The 20215-nt window shown below is 72.2% G+C and carries 19 protein-coding genes and 1 tRNA gene; 14 read left to right on the top strand and 6 right to left on the bottom strand.

Features of this window, described 5'->3' with window-relative positions; all coding sequences use genetic code 11:
• Positions 1-8: 8 nt before the first annotated feature.
• Positions 9-788 (bottom strand): patatin-like phospholipase family protein, encoded by a 780-nt coding sequence (locus tag ACA514_RS05705; protein WP_375039938.1) that lies wholly within the window; start codon positions 786-788, stop codon positions 9-11.
• Positions 788-1180 (bottom strand): PPOX class F420-dependent oxidoreductase, encoded by a 393-nt coding sequence (locus tag ACA514_RS05700; protein WP_375039937.1) that lies wholly within the window; start codon positions 1178-1180, stop codon positions 788-790. Before ACA514_RS05700 ends, ACA514_RS05705 begins: the two co-directional genes overlap by 1 nt.
• A gap of 112 nt (positions 1181-1292) precedes the next feature.
• On the opposite strand from ACA514_RS05700, the gene ACA514_RS05695 reads away from it, so the two are divergent.
• Positions 1293-2087, top strand: coding sequence for a trans-aconitate 2-methyltransferase (locus tag ACA514_RS05695; RefSeq protein WP_375039936.1), 795 nt, complete (start codon positions 1293-1295; stop codon positions 2085-2087).
• Positions 2088-2321: 234 nt separating this feature from the next.
• Here ACA514_RS05695 and ACA514_RS05690 read toward each other — a convergent pair whose 3' ends face one another.
• Positions 2322-3074: a TetR/AcrR family transcriptional regulator gene (locus ACA514_RS05690; protein ID WP_375039935.1), complete on the bottom strand. Its 753-nt coding sequence runs from the start codon at positions 3072-3074 to the stop codon at positions 2322-2324.
• Positions 3075-3127: 53 nt separating this feature from the next.
• The gene (locus tag ACA514_RS05685; protein ID WP_375039934.1) at positions 3128-4081 is read right to left on the bottom strand and encodes an acyl-CoA desaturase; all 954 of its coding nucleotides are present in this window, start codon (positions 4079-4081) and stop codon (positions 3128-3130) included.
• Between the two features lie 472 nt (positions 4082-4553).
• On the opposite strand from ACA514_RS05685, the gene ACA514_RS05680 reads away from it, so the two are divergent.
• From ACA514_RS05680 to rfbD, 12 genes are all read left to right on the top strand, one after another.
• Positions 4554-4624, top strand: a tRNA-Gln gene (locus ACA514_RS05680).
• Between the two features lie 180 nt (positions 4625-4804).
• Positions 4805-6256, top strand: coding sequence for a bifunctional UDP-N-acetylglucosamine diphosphorylase/glucosamine-1-phosphate N-acetyltransferase GlmU (gene glmU / locus ACA514_RS05675; RefSeq protein WP_375039933.1), 1452 nt, complete (start codon positions 4805-4807; stop codon positions 6254-6256).
• Between the two features lie 183 nt (positions 6257-6439).
• Positions 6440-7420 carry a ribose-phosphate diphosphokinase gene (locus ACA514_RS05670; RefSeq protein WP_375039932.1) on the top strand — a complete coding sequence of 327 codons (981 nt, stop codon included), beginning with the start codon at positions 6440-6442 and terminating at the stop codon, positions 7418-7420.
• 303 nt (positions 7421-7723) lie between these two features.
• Entirely contained in the window at positions 7724-8371 is a 648-nt protein-coding gene (locus ACA514_RS05665; protein WP_375039931.1) for a 50S ribosomal protein L25/general stress protein Ctc, read from the top strand.
• Positions 8372-8447: 76 nt separating this feature from the next.
• Complete coding sequence (gene pth / locus ACA514_RS05660) at positions 8448-9023, top strand: aminoacyl-tRNA hydrolase (RefSeq protein WP_375039930.1); 576 nt, start codon at positions 8448-8450, stop codon at positions 9021-9023.
• 190 nt (positions 9024-9213) lie between these two features.
• Positions 9214-10689: a sugar transferase gene (locus tag ACA514_RS05655; protein WP_375039928.1), complete on the top strand. Its 1476-nt coding sequence runs from the start codon at positions 9214-9216 to the stop codon at positions 10687-10689.
• 106 nt (positions 10690-10795) lie between these two features.
• Entirely contained in the window at positions 10796-11788 is a 993-nt protein-coding gene (locus ACA514_RS05650; RefSeq protein ID WP_375039927.1) for an inositol monophosphatase family protein, read from the top strand.
• 120 nt (positions 11789-11908) lie between these two features.
• Positions 11909-12826 carry a sulfate adenylyltransferase subunit CysD gene (gene cysD / locus ACA514_RS05645; protein ID WP_375039926.1) on the top strand — a complete coding sequence of 306 codons (918 nt, stop codon included), beginning with the start codon at positions 11909-11911 and terminating at the stop codon, positions 12824-12826.
• 89 nt (positions 12827-12915) lie between these two features.
• Positions 12916-14178: a sulfate adenylyltransferase subunit 1 gene (locus ACA514_RS05640; protein ID WP_375040279.1), complete on the top strand. Its 1263-nt coding sequence runs from the start codon at positions 12916-12918 to the stop codon at positions 14176-14178.
• Between the two features lie 64 nt (positions 14179-14242).
• Entirely contained in the window at positions 14243-15310 is a 1068-nt protein-coding gene (locus ACA514_RS05635; RefSeq protein WP_375039925.1) for a glucose-1-phosphate thymidylyltransferase, read from the top strand.
• On the top strand, positions 15307-16296 hold the full coding sequence (rfbB, locus tag ACA514_RS05630; RefSeq protein WP_375039924.1) for a dTDP-glucose 4,6-dehydratase: 990 nt from the start codon (positions 15307-15309) through the stop codon (positions 16294-16296). Before ACA514_RS05635 ends, rfbB begins: the two co-directional genes overlap by 4 nt.
• Positions 16293-17168, top strand: a complete 876-nt coding sequence (rfbD, locus tag ACA514_RS05625) for a dTDP-4-dehydrorhamnose reductase (protein WP_375039923.1) — start codon at positions 16293-16295, stop codon at positions 17166-17168. The genes rfbB and rfbD overlap by 4 nt, the downstream gene beginning before the upstream one ends.
• Here the strand turns inward: rfbD and rfbC are convergent.
• On the bottom strand, positions 17141-17740 hold the full coding sequence (gene rfbC / locus ACA514_RS05620; protein WP_375039922.1) for a dTDP-4-dehydrorhamnose 3,5-epimerase: 600 nt from the start codon (positions 17738-17740) through the stop codon (positions 17141-17143). The genes rfbD and rfbC overlap by 28 nt on opposite strands.
• Before the next feature lie 105 nt (positions 17741-17845).
• On the opposite strand from rfbC, the gene ACA514_RS05615 reads away from it, so the two are divergent.
• Complete coding sequence (locus ACA514_RS05615) at positions 17846-18826, top strand: hypothetical protein (protein ID WP_375039921.1); 981 nt, start codon at positions 17846-17848, stop codon at positions 18824-18826.
• On the opposite strand, the gene ACA514_RS05610 is transcribed toward ACA514_RS05615, so the two are convergent.
• On the bottom strand, positions 18770-20122 hold the full coding sequence (locus ACA514_RS05610; RefSeq protein WP_375039920.1) for an O-antigen ligase family protein: 1353 nt from the start codon (positions 20120-20122) through the stop codon (positions 18770-18772). The two genes, ACA514_RS05615 and ACA514_RS05610, sit on opposite strands and share 57 nt — an antisense overlap.
• Between the last annotated feature and the right edge of the window lie 93 nt (positions 20123-20215).

Raw genomic sequence — 20215 nt, 5'->3', positions numbered from 1 at the left:
CGGCCCCGTCAGGCCACGGCGGCGATCAGCCTCGCCGCCTCGGGGGCCTGCCGGACGCCCGCGCGGTAGCACCGCGACCAGCGGGTCACGTCGCCGACGTCGCCGCCGAAGGCCTCCAGCGCCGCCTCGTCCGGGACGATCCGGACGTCGCCCCCCGACCCGTCCGACATGTGCGCGAACGGCTCGACCAGCACGACCGTCCCCGCGTCCCTCGCCAGCCACGGCCACGAGCCGCCGCCGAACGCGCCGTCCATGAAGAGGCGCCCGCCGACCTCCACCGGGCGGGCGTGACCGGGCGCCGCGCTGCTCGCCGCGACCGCCGCCGACAGCGGCACGCCGCTCGCCCGGTCCCAGACGACGGGCTCGCCGGACGCCACGTCCACCCCGGTGATCAGCAGCGGCCGCTCCGGCCACACGTCCGTGCCGACCAGGAACTCCATGCTCGCCCGATGCCGCTCGGCCGGCAGCGCGGCGGCCTCCAGCGCCAGCGTCCCGACCCGGCGGCGCGCCTCGTCCGGGGGCAGCGCCGGGTCGTTCAGCAGCCCGAACACCCGCTCCATCACCGACGGGTCGCGCGGGTGCGGCCCGTCGCGCGGCGGGAGGTCGGCGACCGCCGCCAGGTCGCGGCCCGCGGCGATCATCGCGCCGGCGATCGCGCCCGCCGACGTCCCGACGATCACGTCCGCGCCGGCCGGGTCCGCGCCCGCCGCGCGGAGCCCGGCGGCGAGGCCCGCCATCCACGCCGTGCCGACCGGGCCTCCCGGACCCAGCACCAGGCCCCAGCCCATCAGCCGGCCTCGACGTCGCGCGCGTACATGCCGGGACGGTCCGGGTCGATGTTGAACGCCAGCAGCCGGCGCGGCCGGATGCGGATGAACCAGTCGTCCCGCTCGCCGTCCCGGACCTGTTCGGCCCGTCCCCGGATCTCCAGGAACCGCATGTTCTCCGCGCCCTCGCCGATCGCGTCGTCCACGACGAACGACACCGCCGGGTGCCGCTCGACGTTGCGGAACTTCGCCGAGCCCGCCATGCCGAACCCGTGGATGTCGATCGTGCCGTGCGCGGCGTTGTGCTCGAACCCGACCGGCTTGTTCTGCGGGCTCCCGTCCGGCGCGACCGTCGCCAGCCGCCCGCGCGGGACCTGTGCCAGATACCTCTGCTCGACCTCGTTGAACGTCATGCCCCGACCCTAGGAACGGGACGCCGCGGGCGGCATCCGTCGGATGACTGGTGCGGCGCCCCGCGGGCAAGACTCTTGACATCAAGATAAGCGCGCGGCATCATGTCTCTTGATGTCGAGACAAGCCGAGGCCGTGTGGGACCCCGCCCAGTACGGGGTCTACGGCGACGAGCGCGCCAGGCCGTTCACCGAACTGGTCGGCCGGCTCGGGCCGATCGCGCCCCGGCACGTCGTCGACCTCGGGTGCGGGAGCGGGGAGCTCACCGCGACCCTCGCGGGCCGCTGGCCCGGCGCGGTCGTGGCGGCCCTCGACTCTTCCCCCGAGATGATCGCCGAGGCCCGCGCCCGCGAGATCCCCGGACGGCTCACCTTCGAGGTCGCCGACGTCACCGCCTGGAAGCCCCGGCACCCCGTCGACCTCATCGTCTCCAACGCCGTCCTGCAGTGGGTCCCCGAGCACCTCGACCTGCTGCCGCGCTGGATCGACGCCCTCGCCCCCGGCGGCCGCCTCGCCTTCCAGGTCCCCGGCAACTTCGCGGCCCAGAGCCACGTCCGGCTCCGCGAGCTGTGCCGCTCCCCGCGCTGGCGCGACCGCCTCGCCGGCACCGTCCGCGACGACCCCGTCCTCGACCCGGCCGGCTACCTGGACCGCCTCGCCGGCCTCGGATGCGCCGTCGACGCCTGGGAGACCACCTACATGCAGGTCCTCACCGGCGACGACCCCGTCCTCGAATGGGTGAAGGGCAGCGCGCTGCGCCCCGTCCTGTCGGCCCTCGGGCCGGACGAGACCGGCGAGTTCCTCGCCGCCTACCGCGACCGGCTCCGCGCCGCCTACCCCGCCCGCCCCTACGGCACCGTCTTCCCGTTCAGGAGAGTGTTCGTGATCGCCACACGGCACGCCCCGTAGACGGGACGCCGCCCGCCGGCCGAGGCAAGCGAATCGTTCCCCTGCGGTGTGCCCCTCGGCCGGCGGGCGGCGTCCAGGCCGCGCGGACGCGACCACGAGATGGTCGCAGAGCGCGGCCCGGCACCGAACCCCGGCTTCGCGACCCGACGCCGGCGACCCCTGCCGGTGGCCGCCCGGACGAACTCCGGACGGCCACCGGCGTCCGCACCACGCGCACGACCGGCCACCGGCGGATCAGACCGACGGATGCGGGCTCGGATCGGCGAACTCGGCCTCCACGTCACGGCGGCTCCTGCGCTGCGCCTTCGCCGCCGCCTTCTCTTCCGCCTTCTCCGCCTTCGCCGCCGCCTTCTCGGCGCGCTTCTCCGCGCGCTCCAGCTCCTTGCGGCGCTGCCGCGGATCCAGCGACGGCTTCGGCTCCAGCCCGGCGAGGCCGTTCCACGCGAGGTTCACCACGTGCGCGGCGACCTCCTCGCGCTTCGGCTTGCGCACGTCCAGCCACCACTGGCCCGTCAGGGCCACCATGCCGACCAGGCTCTGCGCGTACAGCGGCGCGAACTTGTCGTCGTAGTCGTGGCGGTCGAACTCCTGCGCCAGGATGTGCTCCACCTCGCCGGCGATCTCGCTCAGCAGGCTCGCGTAGCTCCCGGTCCCCGTGCCGCCGTGCGAGTCGCGCACGAGGATCCGGAACCCGTCCGGATGCGCCTCGATGTACTCCAGCAGCGCCAGCGCCGCCTTCTCCAGCTTGCTCCGGTAGTGGATCGCCGAGTTCAGCGCCTCCGTCACCAGGCTCAGCAGCCGCTCGAACTCCCGGTCGACGACGACCGCGTACAAGCCCTCCTTGCCGCCGAAGTGCTCGTACACCACGGGCTTCGACACACCCGCGGCGGAGGCGATCTCCTCCACCGAGGTGCCGTCCAGGCCGCGCTCGGCGAACAGCGTGCGGCCGATGTCGAGGAGCTGCTCGCGGCGTTCCTTACCGGTCATCCGCTTTCTGCGCGGCCTGGGAGCGGGATCTGTCACGGGATCAATTGTGACGGTCACGCCGCCTGCTTCGCGCGTTTCGCGGCGAGCCTGTCGTCCTTCGGCCACCGGACGTCGCGCGCCCAGCCGGCCTTCTCGAACGCCCAGATGATCCGGGCGCTGACGTCGACCTGCCCCTTCAGCACGCCGTGCCGCGCGCACGTCGGGTCCGAGTGGTGCAGGTTGTGCCACGACTCGCCGAGCGACGGGATGGCCAGCCACCACACGTTGCGGGACTTGTCGCGCACCTCGAAGTGCTCCTTGCCGAACGTGTGGCAGATCGAGTTGATCGCCCACGTCACGTGGTGGACGAGCGTGATTCGCACGAACCCGGCCCAGAACAGGGCCGTGAAGAAGCCGAGCCACGACATCGTGATCAGCCCGCCGAGCGCGGCCGGCAGGAGGAAGGACACCGCCACGAGGCCCGGGAAGGCCAGGTGGATCCGGGTGATGTCGCGGTCGTTCAGCAGGTCCTTGGCGAACCGCTGCTTGGACGTCCGGTTCGCGTCGAACAGCCAGCCGTAGTGGGCCCACACCAGGCCCTTGGCGAGCGCCTTCCAGTCGTCCCCGAACCGCCACGGCGAGTGCGGGTCGAACTCCTGGTCGGAGTGCTTGTGGTGGCGCCGGTGGTCGGCCACCCAGGTGATCACCGGCCCCTGGATCGCCATGCTCCCGGCCAGCGCCAGGAAGATCTTCAGGCCCCGGTTCGCCTTGAACGACCCGTGCGTGAAGTAGCGGTGGTACCCGACGGTGATGCCGCCCGCGGACAGCACGTAGAAGACGGCCGTCAGCGCGACGTCGGTCCAGCCGAGGAACCTGCCCCAGGCGAGCGGGACGGCCGCGAACAGGGCCAGGAACGGGACGCCGGTGAACACCGCGACGAGCGCGCGTTCGGCGTTGCCCTGCTGGTCGGGTGCTAGTTCGGGGCGCCGTTCGGGTTGAGGAGGAGCCATGGTCGGAGCCGTTGTCATGCGTCACCACTTCCTGCGACTAGGGGCTGACTTACCTACGCCAACGTAACCTACGCAACCGTAAGTTGGACAGGGACCACCGGTGAATTCAGCGGGAATCTGTCTCATGAGCCACATAACCCTCGTGTGAACGTCGTCGCCCGCCGCGAAGGGAACTCCATGTCCCGGGCCTGGAGGGGCGCTCCGACCGCGCCCGCGCCGGGTGGTCGGGCGACACGGTGATGGGGTGCTCCGTGACGGGCGTTCTAAACCGATTCGGCAAAATCGACCAGGATGCGCTGGCGCGGTCGAGCACGGGCTTGCGAACGTCCACTGCCGCCACATGCGGACGCGCCCGCGGGCCGGTGCCGGAGTGGATCACCCAGTAGAGTCCCGGGCGAGGCGAAAGCCTTGGGGATCGCGCGGGTCCACTCGGTATCCTTGGTCTCGCTCGACTCGGCTCTCTCTCATGCGGGGAGGGCTGAATCGCCCATCCCGGGTCGTCTAGGGGCAGGACAACTGATTTTGGTTCAGTCAACGGAGGTTCGATTCCTCCCCCGGGAGCACATTCGCCCGGAACGCCGATCTCCAGGGCGTCCGTCCTGGTGAAGCGGCCCTCCGGGTGACGCGCGCCCGGCGGGCGGTATCCTTCCGGTGTCGGGTGCGCCTCGGCCTGCCGTACCGTGATCTCGCAGGTGGGCGCGCTCGCCGTCGATCCCGTCCGCGATGCCGAGGAGCCTCCTAGTGAGTGCCGACAGCCCGGCCGCCGTCATCGTTCTCGCCGCGGGCGAGGGCACCCGGATGAAGTCCCGCACCCTGAAGGTCCTGCACGAGCTGTGCGGGCGCGCCATGCTCGGCCACGTGCTGGCCGCCGCCCGCGAGCTGGAGCCGCGCAGGCTCGTCGCGGTCGTCGGGCACCGGCGCGAGCAGGCCGTCGCCTACCTGCGCGAGCAGGCGCCGGACGTGGAGCCCGCCGTCCAGGAGGTCCAGGGCGGGACGGGCCACGCCGTCCGGATGGCGCTGGAGCAGACCGGGTCGCTCGACGGGACGGTCGTGGTGACCAACGGCGACCACCCGCTGCTGCGCGGCGAGACGCTCGCCGCGCTGGTCCGCGCGCACCGGGACGAGGGCAACGCGGTCACCGTGCTGACGACGGAGATGCCCGACGCGACCGGGTACGGGCGGATGATCCGCGCGGCGGACGGCAGCGTCGAGGCGATCGTGGAGCACAAGGACGCGACCGAGACGCAGCGCGCCGTCACCGAGATCAACGTCGGCATGTACGCCTTCGACGGGACCCTGCTGGAGGACGCGCTCAAGCGGGTGACCACCGACAACGCGGGCGGCGAGGAGTACCTCACCGACGTGGTGGCGATCCTGCGCGGCGACGGCCACCGGGTCGGCGCGCACCTGGTCGCGGACTGGGTGGAGACGCAGGGCGTCAACGACCGGGTCCAGCTGGCGCAGGCCAGGAGGCAGCTGAACGACCGGATCCTGGAGGCCCACATGCGGGCCGGGGTGACGATCGTGGACCCCGCGTCCACCTGGATCGACGTGGACGTGACCGCCGAGCCGGACGCCGTCGTGCACCCGGGGACGCAGCTGCACGGCCGCACCCGTCTAGAGGCGGGCGCCAGCGTCGGGCCGAACTGCACGCTGACCGACACGCGGGTGGGCGAGGACGCGTCCGTGGTGAACGCGGTGTGCGTCGGGGCGGAGATCGGCCCGGAGGCGTCGGTCGGCCCGTTCGCCTACCTGCGGCCGGGGACGCGGCTGGCCCGCAAGGGCAAGATCGGGACCTACGTCGAGACCAAGAACGCCGACATCGGCGAGGGCACGAAGGTGCCGCACCTGACCTACGTCGGCGACGCGGAGATCGGCGAGCACTCCAACATCGGCGCGAGCTCGGTGTTCGTGAACTACGACGGCGTGCGGAAGAGCCGCAGCGTGATCGGCTCGCACGTGAAGGTCGGCAGCGACAACATGATCGTCGCGCCGGTGACGGTGGGCGACGGCGCCTACACCGCCGCCGGGTCGGTGATCATCCAGGACGTCCCGCCGGGGGCGATGGCGGTCGCGCGGGCGCGGCAGCGCAACGTCGAGGGCTGGGTCGAGCGCAAGCGGCCGGGGACGCCGGCGGCGGACGCGGCGGAGGCGGCGCGGCGCGCCGCCGAGGGCCGGGACGAGCCGGCCTGAACGGTGCGCGCCGGCTCCCGGCGCGCCGATGACTGCCCCGCCGCGCGGCGGGGAGGTGGAGGACAGTGGCGTCCCCCACGGACAACAGACGGCCGGGCATCGCGAGGGACCCTTGTGATGCCTGGTGTGTGGGGGCAACAACCCACATGAGTGCACAGTTCCATTGAGGGGGAGTTGTCAGAGGTGAGTGGGATCAAAGCGAGCGGTCAGAAGAAGCTGATGCTCTTCACCGGCCGAGCCCACCCGGACCTGGCCAAGGAAGTCGCCGACAACCTCCACGTCGACCTGACGCCGACGTCCGCGTACGACTTCGCCAACGGTGAGACGTTCGTGCGGTTCCTGGAGTCGGTCCGCGGCTCCGACGCCTTCGTGATCCAGAGCCACACAGCTCCCATCAACCAGTGGATCATGGAGCAGCTGATCATGGTGGACGCGCTGAAGCGGGCGTCCGCCAAGCGGATCACGGTGGTGGCGCCGTTCTTCGGGTACGCCCGGCAGGACAAGAAGCACCGCGGCCGCGAGCCGATCTCGGCGCGGCTGATGGCGGACCTGTTCAAGACGGCGGGCGCCGACCGGTTGATCACGGTGGACCTGCACACCGCGCAGATCCAGGGGTTCTTCGACGGTCCGGTCGACCATCTGTTCGCGCTGGACCTGCTGGCGCACCACTTCGAGAGCCGGCTGGACACCTCCCGGGTGACGGTGGTCGCGCCGGACGCGGGCCGGGTGCGGGTGACCGAGCGCTGGTCGGACCGGCTCGGCGGGGTGCCGATGGCGATCATCCACAAGAAGCGCGACCCGGACGTGGCCAACGAGGTCAAGGTGTTCGACGTCGTCGGCGAGGTCAAGGGCCGCACCTGCGTGGTCGTGGACGACATGATCGACACCGGCGGGACGATCGTGAAGGCGGCGGACGCGCTGTTCGAGCAGGGCGCCGACAAGGTGGTCGTCGCGGCGACGCACGGCGTGCTGTCGGGCCCGGCGGTGGACCGGCTGAAGAACTCGCGGATCTCCGAGGTGGTGCTGACCAACACGCTGCCGATCCCGGAGGACAAGCAGTTCGACAAGCTGACGGTGCTGTCGATCGCCCCGCTGGTCGCCCGCGCGATCAACGAGGTCTTCAGCGACGGCTCGGTCACCAGCCTCTTCGGCGGTCACAGCTGAGCCCGCCCTTCGCGGGCCGATGCCGGACGGCCAGGTCAGGGGCGTGCCGGCGGCGGGGACGGGGGGCGCCTGCGGGCGCCCCCCTGGGGGTCTTGGCGTTGCGCGTGGAAACGATCGGCTAGACTTCTTGAATCCGCGTATGCCCCGGGTCGTCAGTGCGGCGCCGTTCAGGTCCGTACTCCCCGGGTAACGCAAAGAATCTTGGCGCCCGCCCTGAGTCGGCGTGCGAGGATCGCAACGCTCTGTCCGTAGCGGACGTCCTTGGGGACGGCCGTGGATCGCAACAAGCAAGGAGTTTCCGCCGTGTCCGAGGTACGCATCGCCGCCGAGCCGCGCACCGAGTTCGGTAAGGGTGCCGCGCGGCGCACCCGCCGGGCCGGCAAGGTGCCCGCCGTCCTCTACGGCCACGGCACCGACCCGCAGCACATCGCGCTGCCGGGCCACGAGCTGATGCTCGCGCTGAAGACCCCGAACGTGCTGCTGACCATCGACGGCCTCGGCGGCGGCTCGGAGCTCGCGCTGCCCAAGGACGTGCAGCGCGACCCGATCAAGGGGTTCCTCGAGCACGTCGACCTGCTGCTGGTCAAGCGGGGCGAGAAGGTCACGGTCGACCTCCCGGTGAACCTGGTCGGCGACGTGGTCCCCGGCGGCGTCGTGCAGCAGGAGGTCGTGCAGGTCTCGGTGGAGACCGAGGCGACGCACATCCCGGAGGCCGTCGACCTGTCGATCGAGGGCCTGGAGGTCGGCACGCAGGTGCTGGCGAAGGACCTGAAGCTGCCGTCGGGCACCACGCTGTCGCTCGACGAGGACGCGCTGATCCTGCAGATCACGGACGCGTCGGCGTCCGCGGGCGCGACCGAGACCGAGGCCGAGGCGGAGGCCGCCGCGGACGCGGCGGAGACCGCCGCCGCGGAGGCCGAGGCCGAGGGCGCGGCGGAGTCCGCCGAGTAGGTACGCGGAACGGCGAAAACGGCGAACGGCCCCCGCAGGTGCTTCCTGCGGGGGCCTTCGGCTGCGAGGAGAGCGGATGACTGCGGACGTCTGGCTGGTGGTCGGCCTGGGGAACCCGGGGCCGTCGTACGCCGGCAACCGGCACAACGCCGGGTTCATGGTGCTGGACGTGCTGGCCGGCCGGGCGGGCGGCCGGTTCAAGGCGCACCGGTCGCGGGCGGACGTGCTGGAGGGCCGGCTGGCGGGCGCGCGGGCGGTGCTGGCGAAGCCGCGGACGTACATGAACGAGTCGGGCGGCCCGGTGAAGGGGCTGCGGGACTTCTACAAGGTGCCGGTGGAGCGGCTGGTCGTCGTCCACGACGAGCTGGACGTCCCGTTCGGGGCGCTGCGGTTGAAGCGCGGCGGCGGTGACAACGGTCACAACGGGCTGCGGTCGATCTCGAAGTCGCTGGGCGACAAGGAGTACCTGCGGGTCAGGTTCGGGGTGGGGCGGCCGCCGGGGCGGATGGATCCGGCGGCGTTCGTGCTGAAGGACTTCGCCGCGGCGGAGAAGAAGGTGCTGGAGTTGGAGGTCGACCGGGCGGCGGACGCGGTGGAGGCGCTGTTGGCCGGGGGGCTGGAGGCGGCGCAGAACGTCTTCCATGCGGGCTGATTCGCGGCCGGGTGGGGGTTTTCCGGTGATCGGCCGGATGCGGCCCGTGGTGGGCTGGACACGGTGAGGCGCTCGTAAAATCATGCGTGCATGAGGTTCGTGTTTTATGTGAACCTTGAGCGCTCTTCAACCGTCTCTGGGGTGGATCGAGCTTTTCGGGGCGCGCGTTACATGGGTTGGGTGAGGTCGTATGGCCGTCGTTGACAAGGTTCAGGCCGAGTCACCGATCCGCCACGAGCAACGTCGCCCGGATGCGCAGGGCTGGAGTGGATGGTATCGCCGGTTCGCCGGCGGGCTGGACTTCTTCAGCATGCTGGCGGCCGGGGTGATCGCGTTCGTGCTCCGCTTTCCGGGCGTGCCGAGCGATCCGACGGCCCCCTATGTGGCGCTGACGGTCGCCCTGCCGGTGCTGTGGATCCCGATGCTGGCGCTGTGCCGGGCGTACCAGCCGCGCTACATCGGCGTGGGCTACGAGGAGTTCAAAGGTGTCCTCCGCGCGGGGTTCATCTTCACCGCGACGCTGGCGATCCTGGCGTACGCCACCAAGACGGAGGTCGCGCGCGGCTACGTGGTGATGGCGATGCCGCTCGGCACGTTCCTGAACCTGGTCGCGCGGTACCGGCTGCGCAAGTGGCTGCACCGCAAGCGCTGGAACGGCGAGTGCATGCGGCGGGTGGTGGTGGCGGGGCACCGCACGTCCGCCGCGGATCTGATCCGGCTGCTGCGGCAGAAGCGCTACCACGGGATGGACATCGTGGCGGTGTGCCTGCCGCCGGCGCTGGCGTCCGGTGAGGACGCGGTCCGCGAGGTCGAGGGCGTGCCGGTGCTGGGCGACTTCGCCCAGACGGCGGTGGTCGCGGAGCGGATCGGCGCCGACTCGGTCGCGGTGCTGGCGTGCCCGGAGATGGACGGGGTGGCGCTGCGGCGGCTGGCGTGGCAGATCGAGCGCGACGACGTGGAGCTGGTGGTGGCGCCGGCGCTGATGGACGTGACGGGTCCGCGGATCTCGATCCGTCCGGTGTCGGGGCTGCCGCTGCTGCACGTGGAGCATCCGGAGCTGGACGGCGGCCGGCGGGTGCTGAAGGGGCTGTTCGACCGGACCGCGGCGCTGTCCGGGCTGCTGCTGCTGAGCCCGCTGCTGCTGGTGGTCGCGTTCCTGATCAAGGCGACGAGCGCGGGTCCGGTGATGTTCAGGCAGGTCCGGGTGGGCCGCGGCGGCCGCGAGTTCACCGTGCTGAAGTTCCGCACGATGGTGCAGGACGCGGAGGCCCGCAAGAACGCGCTGCTGGAGCACAACGAGAACGACGGCGTGCTGTTCAAGATCCGGGAGGATCCGCGGATCACCCGGGTGGGGCGGTGGCTGCGCCGGTACTCGCTGGACGAGCTGCCGCAGCTGTTCAACGTGGCGCGCGGCGACATGTCGCTGGTGGGGCCGCGCCCGCCGCTGCCGGAGGAGGTCGCGCGGTACGGCGGCGACGTGTACCGGCGGTTGGTGGTGAAGCCGGGGCTGACCGGGCTGTGGCAGGTCAGCGGCCGTTCGGACCTGACCTGGGACGAGTCGGTCCGGCTCGACCTGCGGTACGTGGACAACTGGTCGCTCGCCATGGACCTGCAGATCATGTGGAAGACGTGGTCGGCGGTCTTCCGCGGTTCCGGCGCGTACTAGCGCGGGCTCCCACCGACCGGGACCGCGGCCCTGGCACCGGTCGCCGTGCGGTATCCATGAGAAAGTAGACCGGGCAGACCAGTCGAGTCGGGAATGTGATCAACGGATGACCGAGAGAGCGGCGGCGGACGACCACGCGCTGGCGGCGGAGCTCGCCGCGGCGGCGGGACGGCTGCTGCTGGGCGTGCGGGACGAGGTGGGCTTCGCCGACGGGCGCGCCCTGAAGGACACCGGCGACCTGCGGTCGCACGAGTACCTGATGGCGGCGCTGGCGGAGCGGTGTCCCGGCGACGCCGTGCTCTCCGAGGAGGGCCGCTCGTCGGTCGCGGGCAAGCGCTCGAAGGACGACGACCGGGCCCCGACGCGCAACACCGGCGAGGCCGAGCGGCTGTCGGCGTCCCGCGTGTGGATCATCGATCCGCTGGACGGGACCCGGGAGTTCTCCGAGGAGGGCCGCCGCGACTGGGCCGTCCACGTGGCGCTGTGGGAGCGGGACGCGGCGGGCGCGGCGCGGCTGTCGGCGGGCGCGGTGGCGCTTCCGGCGCAGGGCCTGACGCTGCGCACCTGCGCGACCGGCGGGGCGGTGCTCGTCCGCGACGACGCCGGCGAGCCCGACCCGGTGACCGCGGGGTCGGACGCCGCGCGCCGGGGCCTGCCGCGGGAGGTGCCGCTGCACGTGCCGGGGCCGGACACGGGCAAGCTGCGGATCGCGGTGAGCCGGACGCGTCCGCCCGAGTTCGTCCAGCGCCTCGCTGAGAAGCTCGAATTGGCGGTCGCGGGGGGTGTGGGGGGTCGTCCCCCCTCGGAGGGCATCGACGTGGAGTTGGTGCCGATCGGGTCGGCGGGGGCGAAGATCTCCGCGGTCCTGCTCGGCGAGGTGGACGCCTACGTGCACGCGGGCGGCCAGTACGAGTGGGATTCGGCGGCGCCGGCGGCGGTGGCGCTGGCCGCGGGCGCGCACGCGTCCCGGATCGACGGTGCGCCGCTGGAGTACAACCGGAAGGACCCTCGGCTGCCGGATATCCTGGTGTGCCATCCCGTGTCGGCATCGACGCTGCTGACCGGCATCCGGGACGTGGGCGACAGCTTGCCCGGTTAGCCCGCCCCGTCGGCGGGATCGATCAGAGGCGGGCCGACGTTCGATCCGGTGGGAAGGCGTGCGCCCGTCCCCGTGCCACCGGTTGCATCTGCCAGAACAGCGTGGAGAGAGCCCCAGACCATGCAGCGTTGCGATTATCTGCTGTCCCAGCTAGACGTCCTCGAGGCCGAGTCGATCCATATCTTCCGGGAGGTGGCGGCCGAGTTCGAGCGGCCCGTGCTGCTGTTCTCCGGCGGCAAGGACAGCATCGTGATGCTGCGCCTCGCCCAGAAGGCGTTCTGGCCCGCGCCGATCCCGTTCCCGGTGATGCACGTCGACACCGGGCACAACTTCCCCGAGGTGATGGACTACCGCGACCGGCGGGTCGCCGAGCTGGGCGTCCGGCTGATCGTGGCGTCGGTGCAGGACGCGATCGACTCGGGCCGCGTGGTGGAGCAGAAGGGGCGCCGCGCGTCGCGGAACCGGCTGCAGATCACGCCGCTGCTGGACGCGATCGAGGAGCACGGGTTCGACGCGGCGTTCGGGGGTGCGCGCCGCGACGAGGAGAAGGCCCGCGCCAAGGAGCGCGTGGTGTCGTTCCGGGACGAGTTCGGCCAGTGGGACCCGAAGAACCAGCGCCCCGAGCTGTGGAACCTGTTCAACACGCGGATCACGCAGGGCGAGCACGTCCGGGTGTTCCCGCTGTCGAACTGGACCGAGCTGGACATCTGGGACTACGTGCGGCGCGAGGAGCTGGAGCTGCCGCCGATCTACTTCGCGCACACCCGCCGCGTGTTCGAGCGGGACGGGCTGCTGCTGGACGCCGAGACCGGGTTCGCCAACCGCGGCGACGACGAGCCGGAGTTCGAGGCGTCGGTCCGGTACCGGACGGTCGGCGACGCGTCCTGCACGGGGGCGGTGAAGTCGAACGCCGAGTCGCTCGAGGACGTGATCGCGGAGATCGCCGCGACCCGGATCACCGAGCGGGGCCAGACCCGCGCCGACGACCGGACCAGCGAGGCCGCCATGGAGGACCGCAAGAAGGAGGGCTACTTCTAATGGCCAGCACGAACCGGCCCGCCGAGAGCGCGTCCGCCACGGGCACGTCCGCCACGAGCACGGCCATCACGGGCGAGCCGGCCAAGACGATGGACCTGCTGCGCTTCGCGACGGCCGGCAGCGTCGACGACGGCAAGTCCACCCTCATCGGGCGGCTGCTGTTCGACTCCAAGTCGATCTTCGAGGACCAGCTGGAGTCGGTCGAGAAGACCAGCGCCGACCGCGGCGAGGAGTACACGAACCTGGCGCTGCTGACCGACGGCCTGCGCGCCGAGCGGGAGCAGGGCATCACCATCGACGTGGCGTACCGCTACTTCGCGACGCCGCGCCGCAAGTTCATCATCGCCGACACCCCGGGGCACATCCAGTACACCCGGAACATGGTGACGGGCGCGTCCACCGCCGACCTCGCGATCATCCTGGTGGACGCCCGCAAGGGGATCCTGGAGCAGTCCCGGCGGCACGCGTTCCTGACCACGCTGCTGCAGGTCCCGCACCTGGTCGTGGCGGTCAACAAGATGGACCTGGTCGACTACGACAAGGCCGTCTACGAGCGGATCGTGGACGAGTTCACCGCGTTCGCCTCCAAGCTGGACGTCTCCGACCTGACGTTCATCCCGATCTCGGCGCTGCACGGCGACAACGTCGTCGAGCGCAGCGTGAACATGCCGTGGTACGACGGGTCGTCGCTGCTGCACCACCTGGAGCACGTGCACATCGCCTCCGACCGCAACCTGATCGACGTGCGGTTCCCGGTGCAGTACGTGATCCGCCCGCACGCCTCCACCGACCCCGAGCTGCACGACTACCGCGGCTACGCGGGGCAGGTCGCGGGCGGCGTGCTGAAGCCGGGCGACGAGGTGGTGCACCTGCCGTCCGGGCTGACCACGACGATCACCCGGATCGACGGCCCGAACGGCCCGGTCGAGGAGGCGTACGCGCCGATGTCGGTGACGCTGCGGCTCGCCGACGACATCGACATCTCCCGCGGCGACATGATCGCGCGGCCGCACAACCGGCCGGAGACGGCGCAGGACCTGGACGCGATGGTGTGCTGGATGACCCCCGACCGCACCCTCACGCCCCGCTCCAAGCTGATCATCAAGCACACCACCCGCACCGCGAAGGCGCTGGTGAAGGAGCTGCACTACCGGCTGGACGTCAACACGCTGCACCGCGACGAGCAGGCGCCGGGCCTCGGGCTGAACGAGATCGGCCGGGTCTCGCTGCGGGTGACGCAGCCGCTGTTCGTCGACGACTACACCCGCAACCGGCTGACCGGCGGGTTCATCCTGATCGACGAGGCCACCAACAACACCGTCGGCGCCGGGATGATCACCGGCGCCCGGTAAGCACCCCTTTGGAGCCCCCCGTGCACCTGCCCGCCCCCCGGGGCCCGAGCCCGATCCTCGAGCCGTGAAGGCCCTCGTGCTGGCGGGCGGGGCCGGGTCCCGGCTCCGCCCCATCACCCATACCTCCGCGAAGCAGCTCGTCCCGGTCGCCAACAAGCCCGTGCTGTTCTACGGCCTGGAGGCGATCCGGGACGCCGGGATCCGCGAGGTCGGCATCGTCGTCGGCGACACCGAGGCGGAGATCCGCGGCGCCGTCGGCGACGGTTCGGCGTTCGGCCTCGACGTGACGTACCTGCGCCAGGACGCGCCGCGCGGGCTGGCGCACGCCGTCCTCATCGCCCGCGACTACCTCGGCGGCGACGACTTCGTGATGTACCTCGGCGACAACTTCATCGTCGGCGGCATCGACGGCCTCGCCGGCCGGTTCCGCGCGGAGCGCCCGCAGGCGCAGATCATGCTGACGCACGTGTCGGACCCGCGCGCGTTCGGCGTCGCCGAACTCGACGACGCGGGCCGCGTCGTCGCGCTGGAGGAGAAGCCGGAGTTCCCGAAGAGCGACCTGGCGCTGGTCGGGGTGTACCTGTTCAGCCCGGCGGTGCACGAGGCCGTGGCGGAGCTGAAGCCGTCCGCGCGCGGCGAGCTGGAGATCACCGACGCGATCCAGTGGCTGATCGACCACGGCCACCGGGTCGAGTCCACGGTGATCACCGGCTACTGGAAGGACACCGGCAACGTCACCGACATGCTGGAGGTCAACCGCCTCGTCCTGGAGGGCGTCGAACCTCATGTGGAGGGCGAGGTGGACGAGGCCAGCGAGCTGATCGGCCGGGTCGTGGTGGAGCGGGGCGCGCGCGTCGCCGGGTCCCGCGTCGTCGGCCCGGTCATCGTCGGCGCCGGGTCGGTCGTCCGCGACTCCTACGTCGGGCCCTTCACCTCCATCGACCGCGACTGCGCGGTCCTGGACAGCGAGATCGAGTACTCGATCGTGCTGCGCGGCGCGTCCATCGACGGCGTCGGCCGCATCGAGTGCTCCCTGATCGGCCGCGAGGCCGAGGTCACGCCCGCCCCCCGGGTGCCGAAGGCGCACCGGCTCGTACTGGGAGATCACAGCAAAGTGCAGATTTCTAAATGAGCGCCCCCCGCGTTCTGGTGACGGGCGGGGCCGGGTTCATCGGGTCGCAGTACGTGCGGGATCTGGCGTCCGGTGCCTTTCCCGCGTGGGACGGCGCCGAGATCACCGTGCTGGACAAGCTGACCTATGCCGGGAACCTGGCGAACCTGGAGCCCGTGGAGGGGCGGTTCACGTTCGTCCACGGCGACATCTGCGACGGCGCGCTGCTCGCCGGGCTGGTGCCGGGGCACGACGTGGTGCTGAACTTCGCGGCCGAGTCGCACGTGGACCGGTCGATCGCCAGCGGCGCGGAGTTCGCGCGGACGAACGTGCTGGGCGTCCAGACGCTGATGCAGGCGTGCCTGGACGCGGGGACGCCGCGGGTCGTGCAGGTGTCCACCGACGAGGTGTACGGCAGCATCGACGAGGGCTCGTGGGACGAGGACGCGCCGCTCGCGCCGAACTCGCCGTACTCGGCGGCCAAGGCGGGCGGCGACATGATGGCGCGGGCCTACGCGCGCACGCACGGGCTGCCGGTCAGCATCACGCGCTGCGGCAACAACTACGGGCCGTACCAGTACCCGGAGAAGGTCATCCCGCTGTTCGCCACGAACCTGATGGACGGCCGTACGGTGCCGCTGTACGGGGACGGCGGGAACGTCCGCGACTGGATCCACGCCGCCGACCACTGCCGCGGCATCCAGGTGGTCGCCGAGCGCGGCGAGCCCGGCGAGGTCTACCACATCGCGGGCACGGCGGAGCTGACGAACCTGGAGCTGACGCGGCGGCTGCTCGCCGCGGTCGGCGCGGGCTGGGACATGGTCGAGCGCGTCGAGGACCGCAAGGGCCACGACCGCCGCTACTCGCTGTCGGACGCCAGGCTGCGGGCCCTCGGGTACGCGCCCCAGGTGTCCTTCGAGGACGGCCTGGCCGCGACCGTCCGCTGGTACGAGGAGAACCGCGCCTGGTGGGAGCCGCTGAAGAAGCGGGCGGAGGATGCCGAGTGACCTGGCTGGTCACCGGTGCGGGCGGGATGCTCGGCACCGACGTCGTCGCGCGGCTCGATGACGTAGTGGCGCCGGGACGCGGCGAACTCGACCTCACTGACGCCGACGCGGTCCGCGAGGCGCTGCGGCGGCACCGGCCCGAGACCGTGGTGAACTGCGCGGCCTGGACGGCCGTGGACGACGCGGAGACCTGCGAGGACGCGGCGCTCGCCGTCAACGGCACCGCCGTCGAGGCGCTCGTCGCGGGCTGCGCGGAGATCGGCGCGAAGCTCGTCCAGGTGTCCACCGACTACGTGTTCCCCGGCACGGCCACCGAGCCCTACCCGGAGGACGCGCCGACCGCGCCCGTCAACGCCTACGGCCGCACGAAGCTCGCCGGCGAGGCGGCGGTCCTCGGCTATGAGCGCGGTTATGTGGTGCGGACGGCGTGGCTGTACGGGGCGCACGGGCCCAGCTTCGTCCGGACGATGGCGCGGCTGGCGGGGGAGCGCGACACCGTCGAGGTCGTGGACGACCAGGCCGGGCAGCCGACCTGGACCGGCGACCTCGCCGCCCGGATCATCGCGCTGGCCCGCGCGGACGCCCCCGCCGGGGTGTACCACGGCACGAACGCGGGCCGGACGACCTGGTACGGGCTGGCCCGCGAGGTGTTCGCGCTGCTCGGCCTCGACCCCGGCCGGGTGCGCGCCACGACGAGCGAGAGGTTCGTGCGGCCCGCGCCGCGTCCGGCGTTCAGCGTCCTCGGCCACGGCCGGTGGGCGGCGGCGGGCCTGGAGCCCATGCGCGGCTGGCAGGAAGCGCTGCACGCCGCCTGGCCGTCCCTGCGGGCCGGCTGGGCCGGGGCTCAGCCGGGCAGCCCCAGCTTGGCGTAGTGGTCCAGGCAGTCCTGGTAGGACGGCAGCAGCCCGGCCCGGCGGGCCTCCTCGAGCGTCGGCGCCTGCGCGTCCTTGTCGGACAGGACCGGCTCGACGTCGGCGGCCCACTCGATGCCGATGCCGGGGTCGAGCGGGTGCACGCCGTGCTCGCGGCCCGGCGCGTAGGGCTCCGAGCACAGGTAGACGACGGTCGCGTCGTCGGTCAGCGCCATGAACGCGTGCCCGAGGCCCTCCGCGAGGTACAGGCAGCGCCGTGACCGGTCGTCCAGCCGGACGCCCTCCCACTGCCCGAACGTGGGGGAGCCGACGCGCAGGTCGACGGCGACGTCGAGGATCGCGCCGCGCAGGCAGGTCACGTACTTGGCCTGCCCCGGAGGGACGTCGGCGAAGTGCACGCCGCGCAGCACGCCCTTCGACGACACCGAGCAGTTGGCCTGCGCCAGGTTCAGCCCGTGCCCCGCCACCGCCCGCAGGTCGTCGCCACGGAACCACTCGTGGAAAGATCCCCGCTGGTCACCGTGCACGCGCGGGTCGAAGGAGTAAGTACCTTTGATGCCGAGTGGATCCACATGCGCAAGAATGCCACACGGTCCCCCGCAGAGATGGACGTCCGTACTGTGAGAACACACCCCCTCAGGCTCCGGCCCGCCGCAGGCAGTGCGGCGGCGGTGCTCGTGGTTCTGACAGGGCCGGCGGCGGCCGCGGAGCAGGCGCCGTCGCCGAGTCCCGCCGCGACGAGCACGGCCGCCCCGCATCCGGCGTTCCGGCCCGCCGTGGCCGCTCCCGCCGCGATGGTCGCCGGCGTCGTGCATCCCGACATCTGGTGGACGGTCGCGTCCGGGCCGGCCGGGTCGCGGCTGTACGCGCTGGACGGCAAGGGCCGCGCCCGCGCCTCCTACACGCTGACCGGCGCCCCGGCGGGCCGCTGGGACGCCATCACGGTCGTCAAGAACGGGTCCGGGGAGTCGGGCCTGTTCATCGGCGACCTGAGCGCGGGCCGGGCCGGGACCCTGCTGCTGCACCGCGTCGCCGAGCCGAAGACGCTGACCGGCGGGGCGCTGCCGGTCAAGTCGTTCAAGGTGAAGTTCCCCGACGGCGGGCACCGGGGCGCCGCGCTGCTGGCCGACCCGTCCGAGACCCGGATCTACATCATCACCCGGGACCCGGCGGCCGCGGGCGTGTTCGCGCTGCCGGGGGTGCTCGGCCCGTCGGTGAACGCGCTGACGCGGCTGCGGACGCTGCCGTTCCCGGTGCGCGGCGGCGACTTCGCGCAGGACGGCCGGCTGGTCCTCAAGACCACCACGGACGTGCGGATCCTCGGCGGGATCCGGGACGACGTCGGCCAGGTCGTCAAGACGTCCGCGTCGCTGGCCGGGCACGCGTTCGGGGTCACCTCGGACGGCCGGAAGGCGTTCCTGGCGGGCGCGGGGACCCGGCCGGTGTTCCGCTCGGTGGCGCTGCCGGCGGTGAACGCGGCGACGCAGCCGGACGCGTCCGCCTCCCCGGCGGCCGACGACGGCACACCGGTCGCTTACCCGTCCAAGTCCGGCATGCCCGGCGGTCTGCTCGGCACCGGCGCGCTCGTCGGCCTGGTGCTGCTAGGACTCCTGGGGGGCGCGTTCTACGTACGGGGCCGCCGTCACGGTGGTGGCTGAGGGGTCCGGGCGCTCCAGCGCCTCCCCGGGCCCCTGCTGGACGACCGCCGGGTCGCCGCCCTGCCGGCGCAGCACCTCGGCCCACGCGACGAGGAGGAACAGCCACACCGACGACACGTTCGCCGGGGCGGCCAGGCCCTCGGTCGTCATGCTGTCGGTGAGGAAGCAGCCGAAGATGCCCAGCATCATGCCGGCGTCGGCGCGCAGCGTCCGGTGCCGGCACAGCGTCAGCAGCACGAACCCGAGGGTCAGCAGCAGCGCCGCGAACGCGACGGTGCCGACGGCGCCGTTGTCGACCAGCGCGTTGATGAACGCGTTGTGGCCGCCGCCGAGGCCGATGCTGTCCAGGAACAGCCCGCGGGAGGCGCCGAGGCCCCGGCCGAAGATCGGCTCCTCCCGGAAGGCGTCCATCGCCAGCGACCACAGCTCGGTGCGGGAGTTCAGGGTGGCGAGCTGCTCGGTGCTCTCGCCGCGCGACACGAACGCCAGGATCTTGTCGGAGAACGCCAGCACCGCCAGCACCGCCACCGCGGCGCCCATCACGATCACGTCGATCCGGCCCTTGGGGCCGCGCGCGGTGGCCAGCAGGACGAGCAGCCCGGCGGCGCAGCCGAGCGCCGCGCCGCGCGTCCCGGTGGCGACGAGCGCCCCGGTCAGGACCGCCAGCGCCACCACGTAGACGACCGGGTGCCACAGCCGGTCCTGCGGCCGGTTCCACCGGATCAGGTAGCCGACGACCAGCAGGATCGCGACGGCGAGGTACACGCCGGCGATGACGGGGTGGACGTACAGCCAGTTGAAGCGCGACTCGGTGTGCAGCGTGCGGGGGAACGGGTGCGCGACGCCGATGCCCACCGACACCAGCACGATCCCGACGAAGACGTGCGCGAGTTTGCGCAGGTCCTCGGGGGTGGCGCGGGTCGCGATGGTGTGCGCCACCAGCATCGTGACCAGCAGCTGGACGCCGCGGACGATGCCGAGCGACTTGAACGGCGACCACAGCGCCGAGAACGCCACGTACCCGCAGAAGCACCACGCCGCCAGCAGCAGCCCGGTCGTGCGGCGGCGCGGCAGGCGGAGCCCGAACCGCCACACCAGGTACAGCGCCGCCGCGCCGTAGACCGCGATCTCCAGCAGCACGGTCAGGTCGGCGCTGCCGCTGACCGCGTTGTCGACGTCCCGGCTCCGCAGCTTGTAGTCGCTGGCGAGCATCAGGGCGAGCGGCAGCGCGAAGGCCCACCACCCGGCGCTCGGCGCCGGCGGCCGGCGGCGCGGGAAGACGCCTTTGACGGTCATGAGGCCCTCCCTGGGTGAGTCCGGCCGCCGCCGCGCCCCTCGCGGGCTCGTTAAAGACGAGACCAAGGATACGGGTGGCGGACCGGTAGCCTG

It is taken from the genome of Actinomadura sp. NTSP31 (genome assembly GCF_041951385.1).
Classification (GTDB): Bacteria; Actinomycetota; Actinomycetes; order Streptosporangiales; family Streptosporangiaceae; genus Spirillospora; species Spirillospora napierensis.
Note: the sequence above shows the minus strand (reverse complement) of the source record. Positions and strands in the feature narration are given on the sequence as shown.

Coding starts and splice junctions, on each gene's coding strand:
- ACA514_RS05690 (WP_375039935.1), bottom strand. CDS start 3,074: ATGACCGGTAAGGAACGCCGCGAGCAGCTCCTCGACATCGGCCGCACG.
- cysD (WP_375039926.1), top strand. CDS start 11,909: ATGCAGCGTTGCGATTATCTGCTGTCCCAGCTAGACGTCCTCGAGGCC.
- ACA514_RS05650 (WP_375039927.1), top strand. CDS start 10,796: ATGACCGAGAGAGCGGCGGCGGACGACCACGCGCTGGCGGCGGAGCTC.
- ACA514_RS05640 (WP_375040279.1), top strand. CDS start 12,916: ATGGACCTGCTGCGCTTCGCGACGGCCGGCAGCGTCGACGACGGCAAG.
- rfbB (WP_375039924.1), top strand. CDS start 15,307: ATGAGCGCCCCCCGCGTTCTGGTGACGGGCGGGGCCGGGTTCATCGGG.
- ACA514_RS05655 (WP_375039928.1), top strand. CDS start 9,214: ATGGCCGTCGTTGACAAGGTTCAGGCCGAGTCACCGATCCGCCACGAG.
- pth (WP_375039930.1), top strand. CDS start 8,448: ATGACTGCGGACGTCTGGCTGGTGGTCGGCCTGGGGAACCCGGGGCCG.
- ACA514_RS05700 (WP_375039937.1), bottom strand. CDS start 1,180: ATGACGTTCAACGAGGTCGAGCAGAGGTATCTGGCACAGGTCCCGCGC.
- ACA514_RS05685 (WP_375039934.1), bottom strand. CDS start 4,081: ATGACAACGGCTCCGACCATGGCTCCTCCTCAACCCGAACGGCGCCCC.
- ACA514_RS05705 (WP_375039938.1), bottom strand. CDS start 788: ATGGGCTGGGGCCTGGTGCTGGGTCCGGGAGGCCCGGTCGGCACGGCG.
- ACA514_RS05695 (WP_375039936.1), top strand. CDS start 1,293: ATGTCGAGACAAGCCGAGGCCGTGTGGGACCCCGCCCAGTACGGGGTC.
- ACA514_RS05610 (WP_375039920.1), bottom strand. CDS start 20,122: ATGACCGTCAAAGGCGTCTTCCCGCGCCGCCGGCCGCCGGCGCCGAGC.